Consider the following 18,759-nt stretch of genomic DNA (forward strand, 5'->3'; position numbering starts at 1 on the left):
TACGGTCAAACAGCAACGTGATTACATCAGCGGCATCGCGTGCTGCACGATGGTGATCAGCGGCTGTGGATAGATACCGAAGATCAGTACCAGCAGCGCGGAGATCAGTACCACGATACCACCGGCGCTGTATTGCCAGTTACGCGGCGCATCGCGGTTCAGCTGCTGAGGTGCACTCAGATACAGACTCACGGCCACACGCAGGTAGTAGTAGAGACCGATTGCAGAGCCGATCACCACGCCCGCCGTCAGCCACCACAGGTGTGCCTGCACACCCACTGCCAGCACGTAGAACTTACCGATAAAGCCCAGCGTCATCGGAATACCCGCCAGAGAGAGCATCATTACTGTCATAACGGCGGACAGAATCGGACGGTGCCAGAACAGACCACGGTAGGAGAACAGGGAATCTGCATCCGGACCACGGTACGGGCTGGACATCAGGCTCACCACGCCGAACGCGCCGAGGCTGCTGAACAGGTAACCGGCCAGATAAACACCGACGGTCTCCATCGACATCTCACCGCTCTGCAGCGCAATCAGTGCCACCATCAGGTAGCCCAGATGGGAGATAGATGAGTAGCCCAGCAGACGTTTAATGTTGGTCTGGCTCAGCGCCATCAGGTTACCGAAGATGATGGAAGCAAACGCGATGATGCCCAGCACCACTCGAACCGCTTCGCTGTCACCCACCGGCGCGTACAGGAACAGACGCATCACCACCCCGAAGATAGCGATTTTGCTCGCCGTCGCCAGGAAGGTTGAGACTGGAGCAGGCGCGCCCTGGTAGACGTCTGGCGTCCACAGGTGGAACGGAACCAGAGAAAGCTTAAAGCCAAGTCCAACAATCATCATGCCCAGACCCGCCAGCAGCAGCGGTTCGTGCAGCATACCGTCGCCGAGGCTCTTGCCGAGCGCCATGAAAGAGAGGTTTCCGGACTGTGCGTACAGCAGCGCAATACCAAACAGCAGGAAAGACGACGCGGCAGCAGACAGAATGGTGTACTTGATGCTCGCTTCCAGAGAACGTTTCTGACGGAAGGCGTAACCAATCAGACCGAACAGCGGCAGAGAGATAAGCTCAATACCGAGGAACAGCGCAGCCAGATGGTTCGCATTCGCCAGCAGAATACCGCCCAGCGCGGCAATCAGTACCAGCAGGTAAAACTCTTCTTTGTTGTCGTTGTAGCCTTCCAGCCATGGGTACGCAAACGTACAGGTTGCCAGGCTCGCCAGCAGAACCAGACCCGAGTACAGCATGGCATAGCCGTCAACGCGCATCAGTGGAGTGACGTCCATCGCCCCGCCCTGGCCAACAAACCAGAGAGAGACTAATGCGGCGTTCAGACCGATGACCGACAGCGTGGCATTCAGGAAGTGATTGCGTCGCCACGCAATGGAGAGCATCACAACCACCACCGTCAATCCGACGATCAGCAGCGGTAGCAGCGCGATCAGTTGTTGTGGAGTTATTGTCATGGCGAATTACGGCCTTGTAGTAGAAGCAGAATTAACAAACCACTGCTGGATATTCCCCATCGCGGAGTGCGAGGTATCCAGAATTGGCTGCGGGAAGAAGCCCAACAGCACCAGCAGTACGACCAGCAGCAGGATGATGAACAGCTCACGCAGCGACATCCCCGGCAGTTCTTTTGCAGCAATTTCGCTCTTCGCTTTACCGAAGTAAGCGCGATGCAGCATCGCCAGCGAGTAAACGGAAGCGAACACCAGACCAAAGGTGGAGATCACGGTAATGACCGGCACCACTTTGAAGCTGCCGAACAGAATCATAAATTCGCCGACGAAGTTACCGGTACCTGGCATACCCAGCGTGGCCACCGCGAAGAACATAGAGAGCGCTGGCAGCCATTTAATTTTGCTCCACAGACCGCCCATCATACGCATGTCACGGGTGTGAAGACGTTCGTACAGCTGACCACACAGGATGAAGAGACCGGCTGCGGACAGACCATGCGCAATCATCTGGATAACCGCACCCTGGTAAGCCAGCTGGCTGCCGGTGTAGATGGCAATCAGTACAAAGCCCATGTGGGAAACGGAGGTGTACGCAATCAGACGTTTAATGTCGTACTGCGTGAAGGCCATCCAGGCACCGTAGAAGATACCGATCACACCAAGCCACATCGCAATTGGCGCGAACTCAGCGGACGCATTCGGGAACAGCGGCAGAGCGAAACGCAGCAGACCGTAGGCCGCGGTTTTCAGCAAGATCCCCGCCAGGTCAACGGAACCCGCCGTTGGCGCCTGTGAGTGCGCGTCTGGCAGCCAGCCGTGCAGGGGAACCACCGGCATTTTCACCGCGAAGGCAATGAAGAAGCCCAGCATCAGCAGGTATTCCACACCGTGAGACATCGGGGTCTTCAGCAGGTCTTCATAGTTGAAGGTCCAGATACCGGTCGCCGTATGGTGAACAAACACCAGCGCCAGAATCGCAATCAACATCACCAGACCGCTCGCCTGGGTATAGATGAAGAACTTGGTTGCCGCCGTGATACGCGTTTTACCGTCGGACGCCTTATGGCCCCACAGCGCGATCAGGAAGTACATCGGCACCAGCATCATCTCCCAGAAGAAGAAGAACAGGAACATGTCGATGGCAAGGAACACGCCGATAACGCCGCCCAGGATCCACATCAGGTTCAGGTGGAAGAAGCCCTGGTATTTTTCAATTTCTCGCCAGGAGCAGAGTACCGCCAGAACGCCGAGCAGACCCGTCAGCACCACCATCAGCAGCGACAGACCGTCGATAGCCAGGTGAATGGTTATCCCAAAACGCGGGATCCACGGCAGAATAAATTCAGACTGCCACTGCGGAATCCCCGCAGACTGCGTCAGAGAGTAGCCACCCTGCAACCACAGTTGCAGACCAAGCGCGAGCGTCAATCCCATGGTGATCAGCGCGATCCAGCGCGGCATCTTCACGCCAAAGCGTTCAGTCTGCCAGCACAGGAAGCCGCCGATGAAGGGAATTAATATTAGCCAGGGTAGTAACATGGCGATTTACATTCCTTTTTAAGGCCCCCAGCAGGGGCCTGATTTTCAACGAATTCGAATAAAATTCACTTAACGATCAACGCAACACCATCAGCAGCGCCAGCACGACAACCGCACCGATGCTCATGGACGCCACATACCAGCGCAGGTAACCGTTCTCGCTGAACAGCAGGCCTTTACCTGCAAAGCGGGAAAGGATCGCCGGGATATTCATCAGGGAGTTCAGCGGATCGCGTTTTAGCAGCCACGCAATGCCCAGGAACGGCTTGACGAAGATCATGTCGTACAGCCAGTCGAAGCCCCACGCGTTGTACCACCAGGTCCCCAGCAGGCGGCCTGGCGCACTGTTGGCAACGGCAGTCACCAGCGTGCGTTTGCCCAGCCACAGCCATGCTGCGATAAGGATGCCCGCGATAGCGACCACACCCGAGGTAATTTCAAGCGTCAGAACGCGACCGTGCTCAAGCTCGGTGGTGTCCGGCAGTACGCCCTGCAGCGGTGGCACAATCAGTGCGCCAACGAAGGTGGAGAGTACCAGCAGCACAATCAGCGGCAGGTGATGAGTAATCCCCTTCCCTGCGTGAGCGTGAATTTGTTCTTTACCGTGGAATACGATGAAAATCATACGGAAGGTATACAGGGAGGTCATGAACGCACCGACCAGTCCCGCAACCATCAGATTGATATGACCATTCGCCATGGCACCGGCAAGGATTTCGTCCTTACTGAAGAAGCCCGCGGTAATCAGCGGCAGTGCCGCCAGCGCCGCGCCGCCCACCAGGAAGCAGACATAAACCAGCGGAATGGACTTACGCAGTCCGCCCATCTTGAAGATGTTCTGCTCGTGGTGGCAGGCCAGAATCACGGAACCGGATGAGAGGAACAGCAGCGCTTTAAAGAACGCGTGCGTCATCAGGTGGAAAATGGCTGCGTCCCATGCCTGAACACCCAGTGCCAGGAACATATAACCAATCTGGCTCATGGTGGAGTACGCGAGAACGCGTTTGATGTCGGTTTGCACCAGCGCGGCAAAGCCTGCCAGCACCAGCGTTACCGCACCAACGATACCCACCAGATGCAGAATTTCCGGCGTCATCAGGAACAGACCATGCGTACGCGCAATCAGGTAGACCCCAGCGGTAACCATGGTTGCGGCGTGGATCAGCGCGGAGACAGGCGTTGGACCTGCCATCGCGTCGGCCAGCCATGTCTGCAACGGCAGCTGCGCGGATTTACCCACGGCACCACCCAGCAGCATCAGCGTTGCCCACCACAGCATGTCATTGCCGGCAGCGAAGTGCGCTGGCGCCAGTTCCACCATTTCACGGAAATTCAGCGTGCCCAGTTCGTTGTAGAGAATGAACAGCGCGAAGGCGAGGAAGACGTCACCCACACGGGTCACGACAAACGCTTTCATGGCCGCTGCGCCATTCTTCGGATCGGTATAGTAGAAGCCGATCAGCAGATAAGAGCAGAGACCCACGCCTTCCCAGCCGAGATACATCAACAGCAGGTTATCGGCCAGCACCAGAACAACCATGCTCGCGATAAACAGGTTGGTGTAGGCGAAGAAGCGGGAGTAACCCTCTTCACCGCGCATATACCAGGAGGCAAACATGTGGATCAGGAAGCCCACGCCGGTTACCACGGAGAGCATGGTCAGAGAGAGACCATCCAGCACCAGGTTGAAACCGATGTTGAAATCACCGACCGACATCCAGGTCCACAGCGGTACGCTGAAGGCCTGACGCCCGTTATTAAAGAAGTCGATACCCGCATACGCTGTCACCAGCGCAGCCAGACCCACAGAGCCCATGCCGACGGTGGCGGACAGATTCTCAGACCAGCGGCCACGAGAAAACGCCAGCAGCACGAAGCCAATCAGCGGAAAAATAATGGTTAAGGCAAGCATGTTCATCCACGCAACTCACTTACTGAATCGATGTTCAGGTTCTGGCGGCGACGATGGAGCTGCAGTAACAGCGCCAGGCCAATACTCGCTTCGGCAGCCGCGAGGCTGATGGCGAGAATGTACATCACCTGACCATCGGTCTGGCCCCAGTAGCTTCCGGCGACCACGAAGGCCAGCGCGGAGGCGTTAATCATGATTTCCAGACCGATCAGCATAAACAGCAGATTGCGGCGGATAACCAGACCGGTTAAGCCCAGAACGAATAAAATCGCAGCGAGGATCAGTCCATGTGTTAAGGGGATCATGCGCGTTCCTCCGTTTTTCTTTTCGCGCGGTCGTCAGTGCGGTTGCTCAGCAACTCACCAGCACGCTCTTCGCGGCCAACGTGGAAGGCGACAACCAGGCCCGCCAGCAGCAGCATAGAGGCCAGTTCAACCGCCAGGACGTATGGGCCAAACAGCGTAATACCCACCTCTTTAGCGCCGATTGGCGTGCCGTCGATGCCCTGATCATTCACGCCCAGAATGGCGTAAACAATGACCACCAGCATGATGGCCGACAGGATCGCCGGGCCAATCCAGACCTGCGGTTTTAACCACTGACGTTCCTGCTCAATTTCAGAGCCGCCCAGGTTCAGCATCATCACCACGAAGACGAACAGCACCATGATGGCCCCGGCGTAGACGATGATCTCCAGCGCACCAGCAAAGTGCGCGCCCAGCGCAAAGAACACCCCGGAAATAGCCAGCAGCGAGATAATTAAGTACAGCAGCGCATGCACCGGATTGGTGTGCGTAATCACTCGCAGCGTAGCCAGGATGGCGATAAGGCCACAGATATAAAAAGCGAATTCCATTGCCCTCTCCTTACGGTAACAGGCTCTTGACGTCGATAGGCTTAGCTTCGTTCTCTGCTTCGCCCTTATCTTTGCCGTCGATTGCCATACCCGCCATCCGGTAGAAGTTATATTCCGGGTATTTGCCCGGACCGGAAATCAGCAGATCCTCTTTCTCGTACACCAGGTCCTGACGCTTATACTCACCCAGTTCGAAGTCCGGGGTCAGCTGAATCGCCGTGGTTGGGCACGCTTCTTCACACAGACCGCAGAAAATGCAGCGTGAGAAGTTGATGCGGAAGAACTCAGGATACCAGCGGCCATCTACCGTCTCTGCTTTCTGCAGAGAGATACAGCCCACCGGACACGCTACCGCACACAGGTTACAGGCAACGCAGCGCTCTGAACCGTCCGGATCGCGCGTCAGCACGATACGGCCACGGTAGCGCGGCGGCAGATATACCGGCTCTTCCGGGTACATCCGGGTTTCGCGTTTGGCAAACGCGTGCAGGCCGATCATCCAGATACTGCGTACCTGAGTGCCGAAACCTACCAATAATTCTTTTAAGGTCATGGTCTATAGCCCCTTATGGCTGCTGCCAGAGAATGACAGCCGCCGTTACCAGCAAGTTGATGAGCGTCAGCGGCAGGCACACTTTCCAGCCGAAGGACATTACCTGGTCATAACGCGGACGCGGTAACGCTGCGCGAATCAAAATGAACATCATCATGAAGAACGCGGTTTTCAGCGCGAACCAGATGAACGGCGGTAAGAACGGGCCATGCCAGCCACCAAAGAACAGCGTTACCATCAACGCGGAAATGGTGACAATACCGATGTACTCGCCCACGAAGAACAGACCGAATTTCATACCGGAATATTCGATGTGGTAACCGTCGGCCAGTTCCTGTTCGGCTTCTGGCTGGTCAAACGGGTGACGGTGACACACCGCCACGCCCGCGATAGCAAAGGTAATAAAACCAAAGAACTGCGGGATAACGTTCCAGATGTCAGCCTGGTTGTTGACGATGTCGGTCATGTTGAATGAACCGGCTTGCGCCACCACACCCATCAGGGAAAGCCCCAGGAATACTTCGTAGCTCAGCGTCTGCGCAGAAGCACGCATCGCACCCAGCAGGGAGTATTTGTTGTTACTGGACCAGCCCGCGAACAGCACCGCATACACGGCGAGGCCTGCCATCATCAGGAAGAACAGAATGCCGATGTTCAGGTCAGCCACCACCCAGGTCGGGCTGACAGGAACAATCGCGAACGCCAGCAGCAGCGAGGTAAAGGCGATCATCGGTGCCAGAGTAAAGATCACGCGGTCAGAGAAGCGCGGGATCCAGTCCTCTTTAAAGAACATCTTGATCATGTCCGCTACCAGCTGGAGTGAACCACCCCAGCCCACGCGGTTCGGCCCGTAACGGTTCTGGAACAGACCGAGCAGACGACGCTCACCAAAGCTCATGAACGCGCCACAGGTGACGACCACCAGCAGGATAACTATCGCTTTCAGAATGCTCAGCAGGATGTCGATAAGATCCGGCGTTAACCAACTCATGCTTTTGCCTCCTGCAGATTATCAAGACGCGCACCCGCCAGTACCGGCGCGATGCCAGGCATACCCATCGGCAGACCCACCTGCCCTGCTGTCAGACTTTCAGAGATAATCAGCGGCAAGCTGATTGTCTGGCCATCGTAACTAAAGGCGATGTTCGCACCCGCGTTAACGCCAAGCTTCGCGGCATCTGCCGGGTTAAGCTTGATGTACGGCTGCGGCATGCGGCTCTGGAATACCGGAGAACGCTGGGACAATTCGTCACTACCGAACAGATGGTAGTACGGCGCAATACGCCAGTTCCCTTCCTGCGCCTGGAAGCTCGCCGGCACGGTGGTGAAGAAGTCCAGACCGGTGTCGGAAGCTTCAATCAGACGCACGCCCGGGTCACCGTGGCGCAGAGAGCCGCCCACTTCAGCCTGGAATTTGTTCCATGCCTGCGGGGAGTTCCAGCCTGGTGCCCATGCGAACGGAACCTGAGAGCGCGGTGCAGACGGCTGGTTGTTCCCTTCCATTGAGAAGGCAAACATCGTGTCTTTATCCTGCGGCTGACGAGGTTCGTGAACGCTGATGTTGGCACGCATCGCGGTACGACCGCTGTAACGGTGCGGTTCACGCGCCAGTTTCTGGCCACGAATACGGAAGCTTGCGTCAGGAGCCGCATCTTTGATGCCAGCCAGCTGAGGCAGTTTTTCCACGACCGCGTCGATAACATGGTCGAGCTGCGTCCAGTCCACTTCACGGCTCTGAACAGTGCTGTGCAGAGAGTGCAGCCAGCGCCAGCTTTCCAGCATTATGGTGTTGCTGTCGTAGTACGCCGGGTCATACACCTGGAAGAAACGCTGTGCGCGGCCTTCGTTGTTGATAACCGTACCGTCGCTTTCCGCGAAGCTTGCCGCAGAGAGCACCAGGTGCGCTTTGTCCATAATCGCGGTGCGCTGATGGTCAATTACCATCACCAGCGGCGCTTTGGAGAGCGCTGCGTCAACGCGTGCGGCAGAAGCATGGCGATGCAGGTCGTTTTCCAGCACAACAACGGCGTCAGCGGCACCGGATTCCAGTTCGCTTAACGCAGCTTCCAGAGAGCCACCGCCAATCATTCCCAGACCGATGCTGTTCACCGCACGGGCAATCATGGTCACGCCAACGTCTGCACCACGGCCTTTCAGCGCTTTAGCCACGTTCGCGGCAGCCTGGATGATCTCCGCGCTACCGGCGTTAGTGCCGGAAACAATCAGGGGTTTCTTCGCACCCGCCAGGGCCTGAACAATCACATCAACCTTGTTCTGCAGGTCGCGATCGAGACCTTCAACGGCCGGAGAATTGCTGTCCAGCGCATGAGCAATCGCAAAGCCAAGACGGGCCTGGTCTTCAACCGGCGCGCAGTAGGTCCACGCCGCGATATCGTCCAGACGCGTGTTGTCGACGTTGGTCACAAACAGAGGATGCTTCGCACGCTGACCGATGTTGAGGATTGCCGCAATCTGCCAGTCAGCCACTTTCTGAGCCGCCGCCATTTCACGTGCTTTACCTTTGACCGCCTGACGAACCGCCAGGGCAGCGCGAGCGCCGGTCTGCGTCAAATCTTCACCCAGCACCAGAACCGCATCATAAGATTCAATTTCACGCAGCGCTGGGGTATGAATACCGCCTTCACGCAGCACTTTCAGTACCAGCTGCAGACGTTCCTGCTCGCCCTGAGCGATACCGGTGTAGAAGTTTTCCGCCCCAACCAGCTCACGCAGCGCAAAGTTACTTTCGATGCTGGCGCGCGGGGAGCCGATACCGATCACTTTCTTCGACTGGCGCAGAATATCTGCCGCGCCCTGCATCGCCTGTTCAGCGTTCAGGGTGATGAAGTCATCACCACGGCGTTGAACGGGCTGACGTGGACGGTCTTTCAGGTTCACGTAGCCGTAGCCGAAACGACCGCGGTCGCACAGGAAGTAATGGTTAACGGTACCGTTATAACGGTTTTCAATACGACGCAGTTCGCCATAGCGCTCACCCGGGCTGGTGTTACAGCCCAGCGAACACTGCTGGCAGATGCTTGGTGCAAACTGCATGTCCCACTTACGGTTGTAACGCTCGGAGTGGGTTTTATCGGTGAAGACGCCGGTTGGACAAATCTCGACCAGGTTACCGGAGAATTCGCTTTCCAGCGTACCGTCTTCCGGACGACCAAAGTAGACGTTGTCATGCGCGCCATACACGCCCAGATCTTGTCCGTCTGCGTAATCTTTGTAGTAACGCACGCAGCGGTAGCAGGCGATGCAGCGGTTCATTTCGTGAGAGATGAACGGCCCCAGATCCTGGTTGCGGTGGGTACGTTTGGTAAAGCGATAGCGACGGAAGCTGTGACCGGTCATTACGGTCATATCCTGAAGGTGGCAGTTACCGCCCTCTTCACAGACCGGGCAATCGTGCGGGTGGTTGGTCATCAACCATTCCACAACGCTTTCACGGAACTGTTTGGCTTCTTCGTCATCAATCGAAATAAAAGTGCCTTCGGTGGCTGGCGTCATACAGGACATCACCAGGCGACCACGCGTGTCTTCCGCGTTTTGATATTGCTTCACCGCACACTGGCGGCAAGCACCGACGCTGCCCAGCGCCGGATGCCAGCAAAAATACGGAATATCAAGGCCGAGCGACAGACAAGCTTCCAGCAGGTTGTCCGCCCCGTTGACCTCATACTCTTTGCCGTCTACATGAATCGTAGCCATTAGCATGCTTCCAGTTGGCTCAGTCGTAACTGAGCGTTAATCAAAATTCTGTTTTACCAGCGCGCTTTCAGCAGGTTCGGCTGAATCCCATTGATGGCATGGGTATTGCTGAACGGCTGCTTGATGCCTGCTTCGAATTCGTCGCGGAAATATTTAATCGCGCTCTGCAGTGGCTCAACGGCGCCTGGTGCGTGGGCACAGAAGGTTTTCCCTGGACCCAGGAATCGACACAGTTGCTCAAGTGTCTCGATATCGCCAGGCTGGCCTTCGCCACGTTCGATAGCACGCAGGATCTTCACGCTCCACGGCAGACCATCACGGCACGGTGTACACCAGCCGCAGGACTCGCGGGCAAAGAACTCTTCGAGGTTACGCACCAGCGATACCATGCCGATCTCGTGGTCGACGGCCATCGCCAGCGCCGTACCCAGACGGCTGCCTGCTTTACCAATGCTTTCGAATTCCATCGGCAGATCAAGATGGGCCTCGGTCAGGAAGTCGGTCCCTGCACCGCCTGGCTGCCAGGCTTTGAATTTCAGGCCATCACGCATGCCGCCAGCGTAGTCTTCAAGAATTTCACGTGCGGTGGTGCCAAACGGCAGTTCCCAGACGCCAGGGTTCTTCACGCGACCGGAGAAGCCCATCAGCTTGGTACCGGCATCTTTACTGTTCGAGATGCCCTGATACCACTCCACGCCATTGGCGAGGATTGCCGGGACGTTACACAGGGTTTCGACGTTGTTTACACAGGTCGGTTTACCCCAGACGCCAGAGCTTGCCGGGAAAGGTGGCTTGGAACGTGGGTTCGCACGGCGGCCTTCAAGGGAGTTAATCAGTGCGGTCTCTTCACCACAGATATAACGCCCTGCCCCGGTGTGCACGAACAGCTCGAAGTCAAAACCGGTGCCAAGGATGTTTTTACCCAACAGGCCCGCTTCAGTGGCTTCGGCAATCGCGCGACGCAGGTTTTCAGCCGCTTCGATGTATTCACCGCGCAGGAAGATGTAACCCCGGTACGCTTTCAGCGCGAACGCGGAGATCAGCATGCCTTCCACCAGCAGGTGCGGCAGCTGTTCCATCAGCAGGCGGTCTTTATAGGTGCCCGGTTCCATTTCATCAGCGTTACACAGCAGGTAACGGATGTTCATGGATTCGTCTTTTGGCATCAGGCTCCACTTCAGACCGGTGGAAAAGCCTGCGCCGCCGCGCCCTTTCAGGCCAGCGTCTTTGACCGCACTGACGATGTCGTCCGGCGCCATGCCGCCCAGGGCTTTACGCGCACCGGCATAGCCGTTTTTGCTCTGGTATTCGTCGAGCCATACCGGCTGTTTGTCATCACGCAGACGCCAGGTCAGTGGATGAGTTTCAGCAGTACGAATTACAGTTTTCATTTGTACTGCTCCAGCAGGTCAGGAATGGCTTCCGGCGTCAGATAACTGTGAGTATCCTCATCAATCATCATGGTCGGCCCCTTGTCGCAGTTCCCCAGGCAGCAGGTTGGCAGCAGCGTAAAGCGGCCATCGAACGTGGTCTGGCCTGGCTTAATATTGAGCTTTTTCTCAATCGCTGCCTGAATGCCCTGATAACCGGTAATGTGACAAACCACGCTGTCACAGTAGCGGATCACATGGCGACCCACCGGCTGACGGAAGATCTGGCTGTAGAACGTGGCTACGCCTTCTACGTCACTTGCCGGAATGCCCAGCACTTTTGCGATCTCATAGATCGCCCCATCCGGCACCCAACCACGCTGTTTCTGTACGATTTTCAGCGCTTCAATGGACGCCGCACGCGGGTCTTCGTAGTGGTGCATCTCGTGCTCAATGGCGGCACGTTCTGCTTCACTCAGCTCAAAAGCCTCGGTTTGTGGTTGTTGATTCTCGTGCATAATTAGCGGTCCACATCTGACATAACAAAATCGATACTACCCAGATACACAATCAGGTCGGAGACCAGACTGCCGCGGATGGCGGACGGGATCTGCTGCAGGTGCGCAAAGCTTGGTGTACGCACGCGGGTACGGTAGCTCATGGTGCTGCCGTCACTGGTCAGGTAGTAACTGTTAATACCCTTGGTCGCTTCAATCATCTGGAAGGATTCTTGCGCCGGCATGACCGGACCCCAGGAAACCTGCAGGAAGTGGGTGATCAGGGTTTCGATATGTTGCAGCGTGCGCTCTTTCGGCGGCGGCGTCGTCAGCGGGTGATCCGCCTTGAACGGGCCTTCCGGCATGTTGTTGAGGCACTGCTCAAGGATGCGCAGACTCTGGCGCAACTCTTCAACTTTCAGCATCACGCGGGTGTAGCAGTCGGAAACACCGCCGCCAACCGGGACTTCGAAGTCGAAGTTTTCATAGCCAGAGTAAGGGCGGGCTTTACGCACGTCGAAATCAATACCGGTTGCGCGCAGACCCGCACCTGTCGTACCCCACTCCAGCGCTTCTTTCGCACCGTAGGCTGCAACGCCCTGGGAACGGCCTTTCAGGATGGTATTACGCAGTGCGGCTTTCTCGTAAGAAGCCAGACGTTTTGGCATCCAGTCGAGGAATTCACGCAGCAGACGCTCCCAGCCGCGCGGCAGATCGTGTGCCACACCGCCGATACGGAACCAGGCCGGGTGCATACGGAAACCGGTGATGGCTTCTACCAGATCGTAGATTTTCTGACGATCGGTAAAGGCAAAGAAGACCGGTGTCATCGCGCCAACGTCCTGAATGAACGTGGAGATATACAGCAGGTGGCTGTTGATACGGAACAGTTCGGAGAGCATCACGCGGATGACGTTAACGCGATCCGGTACGGTGATACCTGCCAGTTTCTCAACGGCCAGCACGTATGGCATTTCGTTTACGCAACCGCCGAGGTACTCGATACGGTCGGTATACGGAATGTAGCTGTGCCAGGACTGACGCTCGCCCATCTTCTCAGCACCACGGTGGTGGTAACCGATGTCCGGTACGCAGTCGACAATCTCTTCGCCATCAAGCTGAAGAATAATACGGAAAGCACCGTGCGCAGAGGGGTGGTTTGGACCGAGGTTGAGGAACATGAAGTCCTCGTTTTCCGTCCCGCGTTTCATGCCCCAGTCTTCCGGCTTGAAGGTCAGCGCTTCCATCTCCAGATCCTGCTTGGCTTTCGTCAGCTCAAACGGGTCGAATTCAGTTGCACGTGCCGGGTAGTCTTTACGCAGCGGGTGGCCGGTCCACGTCTGCGGCATCATGATGCGCGTCAGATGCGGGTGGCCGTCGAAGGTCATCCCGAACATTTCCCAGGTTTCACGCTCATACCAGTTAGCGTTCGGGAAAAGTTTAGTGATCGTCGGCAGATGCATGTCGTTTTCAGACAATGCCACCTTGAGCATGATATCCGTATTACGGTCTATTGAGATCAGGTGGTAGAAAACGGAAAAATCCGCAGCAGGGAGACCCTGGCGGTGCGTACGCAGACGTTCATCCATGCCGTGTAAGTCAAACAGCATGACGTAAGGTTTTGGCAATTTCTTGAGGAAATCGACCACTTCCAGTAATTGCTCACGCTTCACCCAAACAACGGGTACCCCGGTGCGGGTCGCCTGAACAGTAAAGGCATCCGGCCCAAAACGGTTGCGCAGTTCGCCAATGACAGGGTCATCCAGATGATCCCGTGTTTGCCAGGCGGCTTCTTGCGCGGTTAAGTCGGTCATATTGTTCACCATTGCAAATGGTCCGTGGTGACTGTAGGGCGTGGCTTCGCGCTATTTGAGTAGTGATATGCGAAGGTTTACTCCATGCCCACAGGCGCAAATTAAATTTCGTCAGGCGTACGCAGATTGGTTACTGCAATACGTTCGCCGCGTTTACGCTCGCGCTCAGACTGCATGTTGGCGCGGTAAACACCCTGATCGCCAACCACCCAGGAGAGCGGACGACGTTCTTTACCGATAGACTCCTGCAGCAGCATCAGCGCCTGCATGTAAGCTTCCGGACGCGGCGGACAACCCGGGATGTAAACATCCACTGGAATAAACTTATCTACGCCCTGTACGACGGAATAAATGTCGTACATACCGCCAGAGTTTGCACATGCGCCCATGGAAATAACCCATTTTGGCTCCAGCATCTGGTCATACAGACGCTGAATAACAGGTGCCATCTTGGTAAAGCATGTACCTGCCACCACCATCAGGTCAGCCTGACGTGGGGAAGCACGCAGTACCTCTGCCCCAAAACGCGCAACGTCATGCACCGCAGTGAATGACGTCACCATTTCAACGTAGCAGCAAGAAAGGCCAAAGTTGTAAGGCCAGATGGAGTTCTTACGACCCCAGTTGACCATATCGTGCATGGCATGCTCGAGTTTGCCCATGTACACGCTTTTATTGACTTCTTGCTCCAGGGGGTCGGTTACGATCTCCTGTTTTTGCAGGGGGTAACGGTCATTCTCACCGTTAGGATCTATGCGGGTGAGCGTATAATCCATCTTATTGCCTCGCTGTTACTGCTGACGATTAGAGATACTGTTTTCCGGGTTGATGTGTTCACGACGTGAACGCGCAGGCGTCCAGTCAAGCGCGCCAATACGCACCAGATAAACCAGACCGGCCAGTAACACTAAAATGAAAATTGCGGCCTCGACAAAGCCCACCCAACCACTTTCGCGGATGGAAGTTGACCATGCGAAAAGGTAAAGCGCTTCCACGTCAAAGATGACGAAGAACATGGCTACCAGATAGAACTTGGCAGACAGGCGTAAGCGAGCGGAACCTACTGAATCAATACCTGATTCGAAAGGTGTGTTCTTGTGCCTTGCACGGGCGCGACCGCCCAGGAACCAGCCGCCGACTAACATCAGGCAGCACAGGCCAATGGCTACAATAAGAAAGATTGCGAATGCCCAGTGATGAGCGATGACTTCTGTGGATGTTGACATACTCATTGCTTACTCATCAAAAGTGATACCTACGACACTGCTCTTGCTGGCAGATGGGCATCACATCGATTCATGGGGAGGAACGAAAAACCTTACACTAACTGTCAGAAATGAGACGTAGACAGCAAAATGATGGGGTTTTTTACTCCTTTCTATAACCTTTTGTCAACTTTAACAAAGGTTTCTTCACATTAAATTACATCGAGCGATTCTCATTAACATTTGGTGCCCTTTAACCCTGGTGGGTACCTGAGTTTACGTCAAATGCATGTTGTTGAATCGTGTCCGTTTTGGAAGTAAAAAAAATAACCCTCCTATTTTGACAGGATTTGCCAACGATTCCTCCCCCCAAAGAGGAGTATTTTCTTGATCTGAGACACGCTTTTGTTAATTCACCCAAAAAACCAGCAACATATTTCCTGTTTTATTAACATCGAGGCGAGCTGGAGGGAGACTGAACGGGAAACGCACAACATTTGAACAAAAGCATTTATCTCACTGATAAATAGACACTATCCTAAAAATCCACGCGGTGATCGCGGGTATTACTGCCAAAAAAAAGCCACTGCAGGCGAAAATCGCGTGAGTGGCTTTTTTTTACATTTACAAATTGTTACCAGAATTTTGAGCTGTCGATCACTCAAAGTCCCCTTCAACGATCAGGGAATCATCCCCCCCTTCGGAGGTAACATGTTCGAACTGCCATGGATTATGGAAGTTTTCCATCGCCTCGAACACGACTTTCGCCAGTTCGTTATTGCTGGACGTATTGTGGCAGAGCAGATACTCCGTATCAGGCAAAGCAGGAAGACCATCTGATTTACCCAGTACGCGCAGATCCGGACTCATCATTTCTACCGGACGGGCCGTTACCCCAAGCCCCGCTTTCACGGCAGCACGTACCGCTGGCAATGTGGAAGCCACATAAGCCAGACGCCATGGAATGCTGGCCTCATTGAGCGCCGACAACACCATATCGCGGAACGGGCTCGGATCATCCAGTAATACCAATGGAATTGGCTCACCTTTTTGCAGCACATATTCAGCGGCGCAATACCAATGCGTCGGAGACGTGCGCAACGTCAGGCAATTAAATTGCCCTGGACGGTGCGTGGTCACCACCAGATCGACCTTATTCTCATTTAACATCTCAATCATAAAAGCATTTCGTTTTACGCTAACGTCCAGCGCAAGCTTCGGATAAACCGAACTAATTCGATTGAGAAGAAATGGCAATATTGTGTCTGCTGACTCATCAGACGCACCTAACGTTAGCACCCCTTGCAGGTTGCTATACATTAATGACATACATGCTTCGTCATTAAAGCGAAGTATTTTCCTGGCATAACCCAGAAGCTGAATACCGTGTTCCGTTAAGAGCTTATTACGCCCGTGACGGGCAAAGAGCTCTTTACCAACCAGTTGTTCCAGCCGTTGCATTTGCTGGCTAACGGCGGACTGGGTTCGGCAAACGGCGGCAGCAGCAGCTGCAAAAGTGTTGAGATCGGCGACCGCAACAAACGTTCTCAGCAGATCGAGGTCGAGATTCATTATCGGACGATTTGCATTTATCATATCTTTTCACTTTCAGGTTGCTCGTGCGGAGCTGCCCGGGTTGAAGCTGTGTGTGTAACAGTTAAGCAATTCCCTCTGAAGGTTTTCCCTCGCATCCCGGCCCGGCAGACTGCCTGACAGATAGTTATTGTGCTGTTTTAATATCAACAGTCAGAAAGCACGTTTCATGACGTTATTTTTATTCTCTTAAACGTTCAGGATATTTAGATGTTTGCAGGTTTATGTAAATTCCATTAAGGGTGATACACCCTTTCTGCCATCTTTCTCGCAGTGCTGTCAACGTAGCAGGAGATGTTTAACCCATTCCGGCCAGAGATAACTCTAACAATAACAATCAATTAATTCAGAAAACCTGTTCCACAAATACAAAACATATGTATCTGTGCCCAGCTTTCCTGAAAGACATCTTAACCCAAATCCACTTTATTTATAAGTCTTATTGCAATATTGCGGATTTATGAGGGTTGTTAAGCTTCTCAACTAATTTTATTAAAATTAACTAAAGTTGCATTTTGTTGGTTAATAATAAATAAATTTTAATTTAGATTAAGGCCATTCATTAATAACACTTAACATTAATTTCACATGAGTAACTTTTAGCCAATGCACACTATTACAATGCCACGTAACGAAGCATTCAGGTTTTACGAAAGGTCACTCAGCGTAACTGCCACGCAGGTTGCGGATATTATTTATTTTTATCAGCACAATATACAACTTTTATATTCCTTAACAGCACAATAAACCTATTATCACACCATTAACCTTACTTTACGTCAGTTAAATTGTTCTCTGATAGCGAAAAAGATTCACTCCATTTTCATTCACTCCACAAAATCTTCTCCTGCCCGCCCTTCAAAACGAAGCGAGGGGGGAGTACATTATTCCGTGCTGACTTCCACGGCAGGGAGTGGCAACAAACGCGAAAAGGTTAAAGGTTCATGTCCCCTATCGAAAAATCCAGCAAGCTAGATAACGTCTGTTACGACATCCGTGGCCCGGTTCTGAAAGAGGCTAAACGCCTTGAAGAAGAAGGCAATAAGGTTCTGAAACTCAACATTGGTAACCCTGCGCCATTTGGTTTTGAAGCGCCGGATGAGATTCTGGTTGATGTGATCCGCAACCTGCCCACTGCGCAAGGCTATTGCGATTCAAAAGGACTTTACTCCGCACGAAAAGCCATCATGCAGCACTACCAGGCGCGCGATATGCGTGATGTTACCGTTGAAGATATCTATATCGGCAACGGCGTCTCTGAGCTGATCGTGCAGGCCATGCAGGCGCTGCTGAACAGCGGCGACGAAATGCTGGTTCCCGCGCCGGATTATCCGCTGTGGACGGCGGCCGTATCCCTGTCCAGCGGTAAAGCCGTGCACTATCTTTGCGATGAGTCCTCTGACTGGTTCCCGGATCTCGATGATATTCGTGCGAAAATTACCCCACGCACGCGCGGCATCGTCATTATTAACCCGAACAACCCAACGGGCGCGGTCTACTCAAAAGAGCTGCTGATGGAGATCGTGGAGATCGCCCGCCAGCACAACCTGATCATCTTTGCCGACGAAATTTACGACAAGATCCTGTATGACGCGGCGCAGCACCACTCTATCGCCGCACTGGCTCCGGACCTGCTGACCGTGACTTTTAACGGCCTGTCTAAAACCTACCGTGTGGCCGGTTTCCGTCAGGGCTGGATGGTCTTAAACGGCCCGAAAAAACATGCGAAAGGCTATATTGAAGGGCTGGAAATGCTCGCCTCTATGCGTTTATGTGCCAACGTGCCGGCGCAGCATGCTATCCAGACCGCACTCGGCGGCTATCAGAGCATCAGCGAGTTTATCGTGCCGGGCGGGCGTTTATATGAGCAGCGTAACCGCGCGTGGGAGCTTATCAACGATATTCCAGGCGTCTCCTGCGTGAAGCCGAACGGCGCACTCTACATGTTCCCGAAAATCGACGCGAAACGCTTTAATATTCATGACGACCAGAAGATGGTGCTCGATTTCCTGCTGCAGGAAAAAGTGCTGCTGGTTCAGGGTACCGCCTTTAACTGGCCGTGGCCGGATCACGTGCGTATCGTTACCCTGCCGCGTGAAGATGACCTCGAGATGGCCATCAGCCGCTTTGGACGTTTCCTCTCAGGTTACCACCAGTAATCTTAAAATCAGGCTACTTCGGTAGCCTGATTTGCATCTTGCCTCCCCTCCCCGCACAATGAAGTCTGTCG

General features: G+C 54.3%; 15 protein-coding genes. 1 reads left to right on the plus strand and 14 read right to left on the minus strand.

The features are described from left to right. Positions 1 to 21: 21 nt before the first annotated feature. The 14 genes from nuoN to lrhA all read right to left on the minus strand — a co-directional run bounded on the left by nuoN (position 22) and on the right by lrhA (position 16,532). A complete protein-coding gene (gene nuoN, locus AC2FAP_RS10575; RefSeq protein ID WP_014170990.1) occupies positions 22 to 1,479 on the minus strand; it encodes an NADH-quinone oxidoreductase subunit NuoN in 1,458 nt (485 codons plus the stop codon). Positions 1,480 to 1,485: 6 nt separating this feature from the next. Next, positions 1,486 to 3,015 (minus strand): NADH-quinone oxidoreductase subunit M, encoded by a 1,530-nt coding sequence (gene nuoM, locus AC2FAP_RS10580; RefSeq protein WP_014170991.1) that lies wholly within the window; start codon positions 3,013 to 3,015, stop codon positions 1,486 to 1,488. A 76-nt stretch (positions 3,016 to 3,091) separates the two neighbouring features. Next, positions 3,092 to 4,933, minus strand: coding sequence for an NADH-quinone oxidoreductase subunit L (gene nuoL / locus AC2FAP_RS10585; protein WP_014170992.1), 1,842 nt, complete (start codon positions 4,931 to 4,933; stop codon positions 3,092 to 3,094). Further along, positions 4,930 to 5,232, minus strand: coding sequence for an NADH-quinone oxidoreductase subunit NuoK (gene nuoK, locus AC2FAP_RS10590; RefSeq protein WP_003861496.1), 303 nt, complete (start codon positions 5,230 to 5,232; stop codon positions 4,930 to 4,932). The genes nuoL and nuoK overlap by 4 nt, the downstream gene beginning before the upstream one ends. Beyond that, positions 5,229 to 5,783 carry an NADH-quinone oxidoreductase subunit J gene (gene nuoJ, locus AC2FAP_RS10595; protein WP_014170993.1) on the minus strand — a complete coding sequence of 185 codons (555 nt, stop codon included), beginning with the start codon at positions 5,781 to 5,783 and terminating at the stop codon, positions 5,229 to 5,231. The genes nuoK and nuoJ overlap by 4 nt, the downstream gene beginning before the upstream one ends. A 10-nt stretch (positions 5,784 to 5,793) precedes the next feature. Continuing rightward, positions 5,794 to 6,336, minus strand: a complete 543-nt coding sequence (gene nuoI / locus AC2FAP_RS10600; RefSeq protein WP_003861491.1) for an NADH-quinone oxidoreductase subunit NuoI — start codon at positions 6,334 to 6,336, stop codon at positions 5,794 to 5,796. 13 nt (positions 6,337 to 6,349) lie between these two features. Further along, positions 6,350 to 7,327, minus strand: coding sequence for an NADH-quinone oxidoreductase subunit NuoH (nuoH, locus tag AC2FAP_RS10605; RefSeq protein ID WP_014170994.1), 978 nt, complete (start codon positions 7,325 to 7,327; stop codon positions 6,350 to 6,352). After that, the gene (gene nuoG / locus AC2FAP_RS10610; protein WP_040018032.1) at positions 7,324 to 10,050 is read right to left on the minus strand and encodes an NADH-quinone oxidoreductase subunit NuoG; all 2,727 of its coding nucleotides are present in this window, start codon (positions 10,048 to 10,050) and stop codon (positions 7,324 to 7,326) included. The genes nuoH and nuoG overlap by 4 nt, the downstream gene beginning before the upstream one ends. 53 nt (positions 10,051 to 10,103) lie before the next feature. Continuing rightward, a complete protein-coding gene (gene nuoF / locus AC2FAP_RS10615; RefSeq protein WP_014170996.1) occupies positions 10,104 to 11,441 on the minus strand; it encodes an NADH-quinone oxidoreductase subunit NuoF in 1,338 nt (445 codons plus the stop codon). Next, positions 11,438 to 11,938 (minus strand): NADH-quinone oxidoreductase subunit NuoE, encoded by a 501-nt coding sequence (gene nuoE / locus AC2FAP_RS10620; protein ID WP_014170998.1) that lies wholly within the window; start codon positions 11,936 to 11,938, stop codon positions 11,438 to 11,440. Before nuoE ends, nuoF begins: the two co-directional genes overlap by 4 nt. Positions 11,939 to 11,940: 2 nt before the next feature. After that, positions 11,941 to 13,743, minus strand: a complete 1,803-nt coding sequence (gene nuoC / locus AC2FAP_RS10625; protein ID WP_014170999.1) for an NADH-quinone oxidoreductase subunit C/D — start codon at positions 13,741 to 13,743, stop codon at positions 11,941 to 11,943. Between the two features lie 89 nt (positions 13,744 to 13,832). Beyond that, on the minus strand, positions 13,833 to 14,507 hold the full coding sequence (gene nuoB / locus AC2FAP_RS10630; RefSeq protein WP_003861482.1) for an NADH-quinone oxidoreductase subunit NuoB: 675 nt from the start codon (positions 14,505 to 14,507) through the stop codon (positions 13,833 to 13,835). A 15-nt stretch (positions 14,508 to 14,522) separates the two neighbouring features. Further along, entirely contained in the window at positions 14,523 to 14,963 is a 441-nt protein-coding gene (gene nuoA, locus AC2FAP_RS10635; RefSeq protein ID WP_014171000.1) for an NADH-quinone oxidoreductase subunit NuoA, read from the minus strand. Between the two features lie 630 nt (positions 14,964 to 15,593). Beyond that, entirely contained in the window at positions 15,594 to 16,532 is a 939-nt protein-coding gene (gene lrhA, locus AC2FAP_RS10640) for a transcriptional regulator LrhA (RefSeq protein ID WP_485452928.1), read from the minus strand. Between the two features lie 941 nt (positions 16,533 to 17,473). Between lrhA and alaA the strand changes: the two genes are divergently transcribed. Then, positions 17,474 to 18,688, plus strand: coding sequence for an alanine transaminase AlaA (gene alaA, locus AC2FAP_RS10645; protein WP_014171002.1), 1,215 nt, complete (start codon positions 17,474 to 17,476; stop codon positions 18,686 to 18,688). Positions 18,689 to 18,759 lie beyond the last annotated feature (71 nt).

This window comes from Enterobacter cloacae complex sp. 394I7, from assembly GCF_057320345.1.

Excerpts from the sequence above, each read along its gene's own strand:
- lrhA (WP_485452928.1), bottom strand. The coding sequence starts at position 16,532 with ATGATAAATGCAAATCGTCCGATAATGAATCTCGACCTCGATCTGCTG.
- nuoK (WP_003861496.1), bottom strand. The coding sequence starts at position 5,232 with ATGATCCCCTTAACACATGGACTGATCCTCGCTGCGATTTTATTCGTT.
- nuoM (WP_014170991.1), bottom strand. The coding sequence starts at position 3,015 with ATGTTACTACCCTGGCTAATATTAATTCCCTTCATCGGCGGCTTCCTG.
- nuoF (WP_014170996.1), bottom strand. The coding sequence starts at position 11,441 with ATGAAAACTGTAATTCGTACTGCTGAAACTCATCCACTGACCTGGCGT.
- nuoE (WP_014170998.1), bottom strand. The coding sequence starts at position 11,938 with ATGCACGAGAATCAACAACCACAAACCGAGGCTTTTGAGCTGAGTGAA.
- nuoB (WP_003861482.1), bottom strand. The coding sequence starts at position 14,507 with ATGGATTATACGCTCACCCGCATAGATCCTAACGGTGAGAATGACCGT.
- nuoG (WP_040018032.1), bottom strand. The coding sequence starts at position 10,050 with ATGGCTACGATTCATGTAGACGGCAAAGAGTATGAGGTCAACGGGGCG.
- nuoA (WP_014171000.1), bottom strand. The coding sequence starts at position 14,963 with ATGAGTATGTCAACATCCACAGAAGTCATCGCTCATCACTGGGCATTC.
- nuoI (WP_003861491.1), bottom strand. The coding sequence starts at position 6,336 with ATGACCTTAAAAGAATTATTGGTAGGTTTCGGCACTCAGGTACGCAGT.
- alaA (WP_014171002.1), top strand. The coding sequence starts at position 17,474 with ATGTCCCCTATCGAAAAATCCAGCAAGCTAGATAACGTCTGTTACGAC.
- nuoH (WP_014170994.1), bottom strand. The coding sequence starts at position 7,327 with ATGAGTTGGTTAACGCCGGATCTTATCGACATCCTGCTGAGCATTCTG.
- nuoC (WP_014170999.1), bottom strand. The coding sequence starts at position 13,743 with ATGGTGAACAATATGACCGACTTAACCGCGCAAGAAGCCGCCTGGCAA.
- nuoJ (WP_014170993.1), bottom strand. The coding sequence starts at position 5,783 with ATGGAATTCGCTTTTTATATCTGTGGCCTTATCGCCATCCTGGCTACG.
- nuoN (WP_014170990.1), bottom strand. The coding sequence starts at position 1,479 with ATGACAATAACTCCACAACAACTGATCGCGCTGCTACCGCTGCTGATC.
- nuoL (WP_014170992.1), bottom strand. The coding sequence starts at position 4,933 with ATGAACATGCTTGCCTTAACCATTATTTTTCCGCTGATTGGCTTCGTG.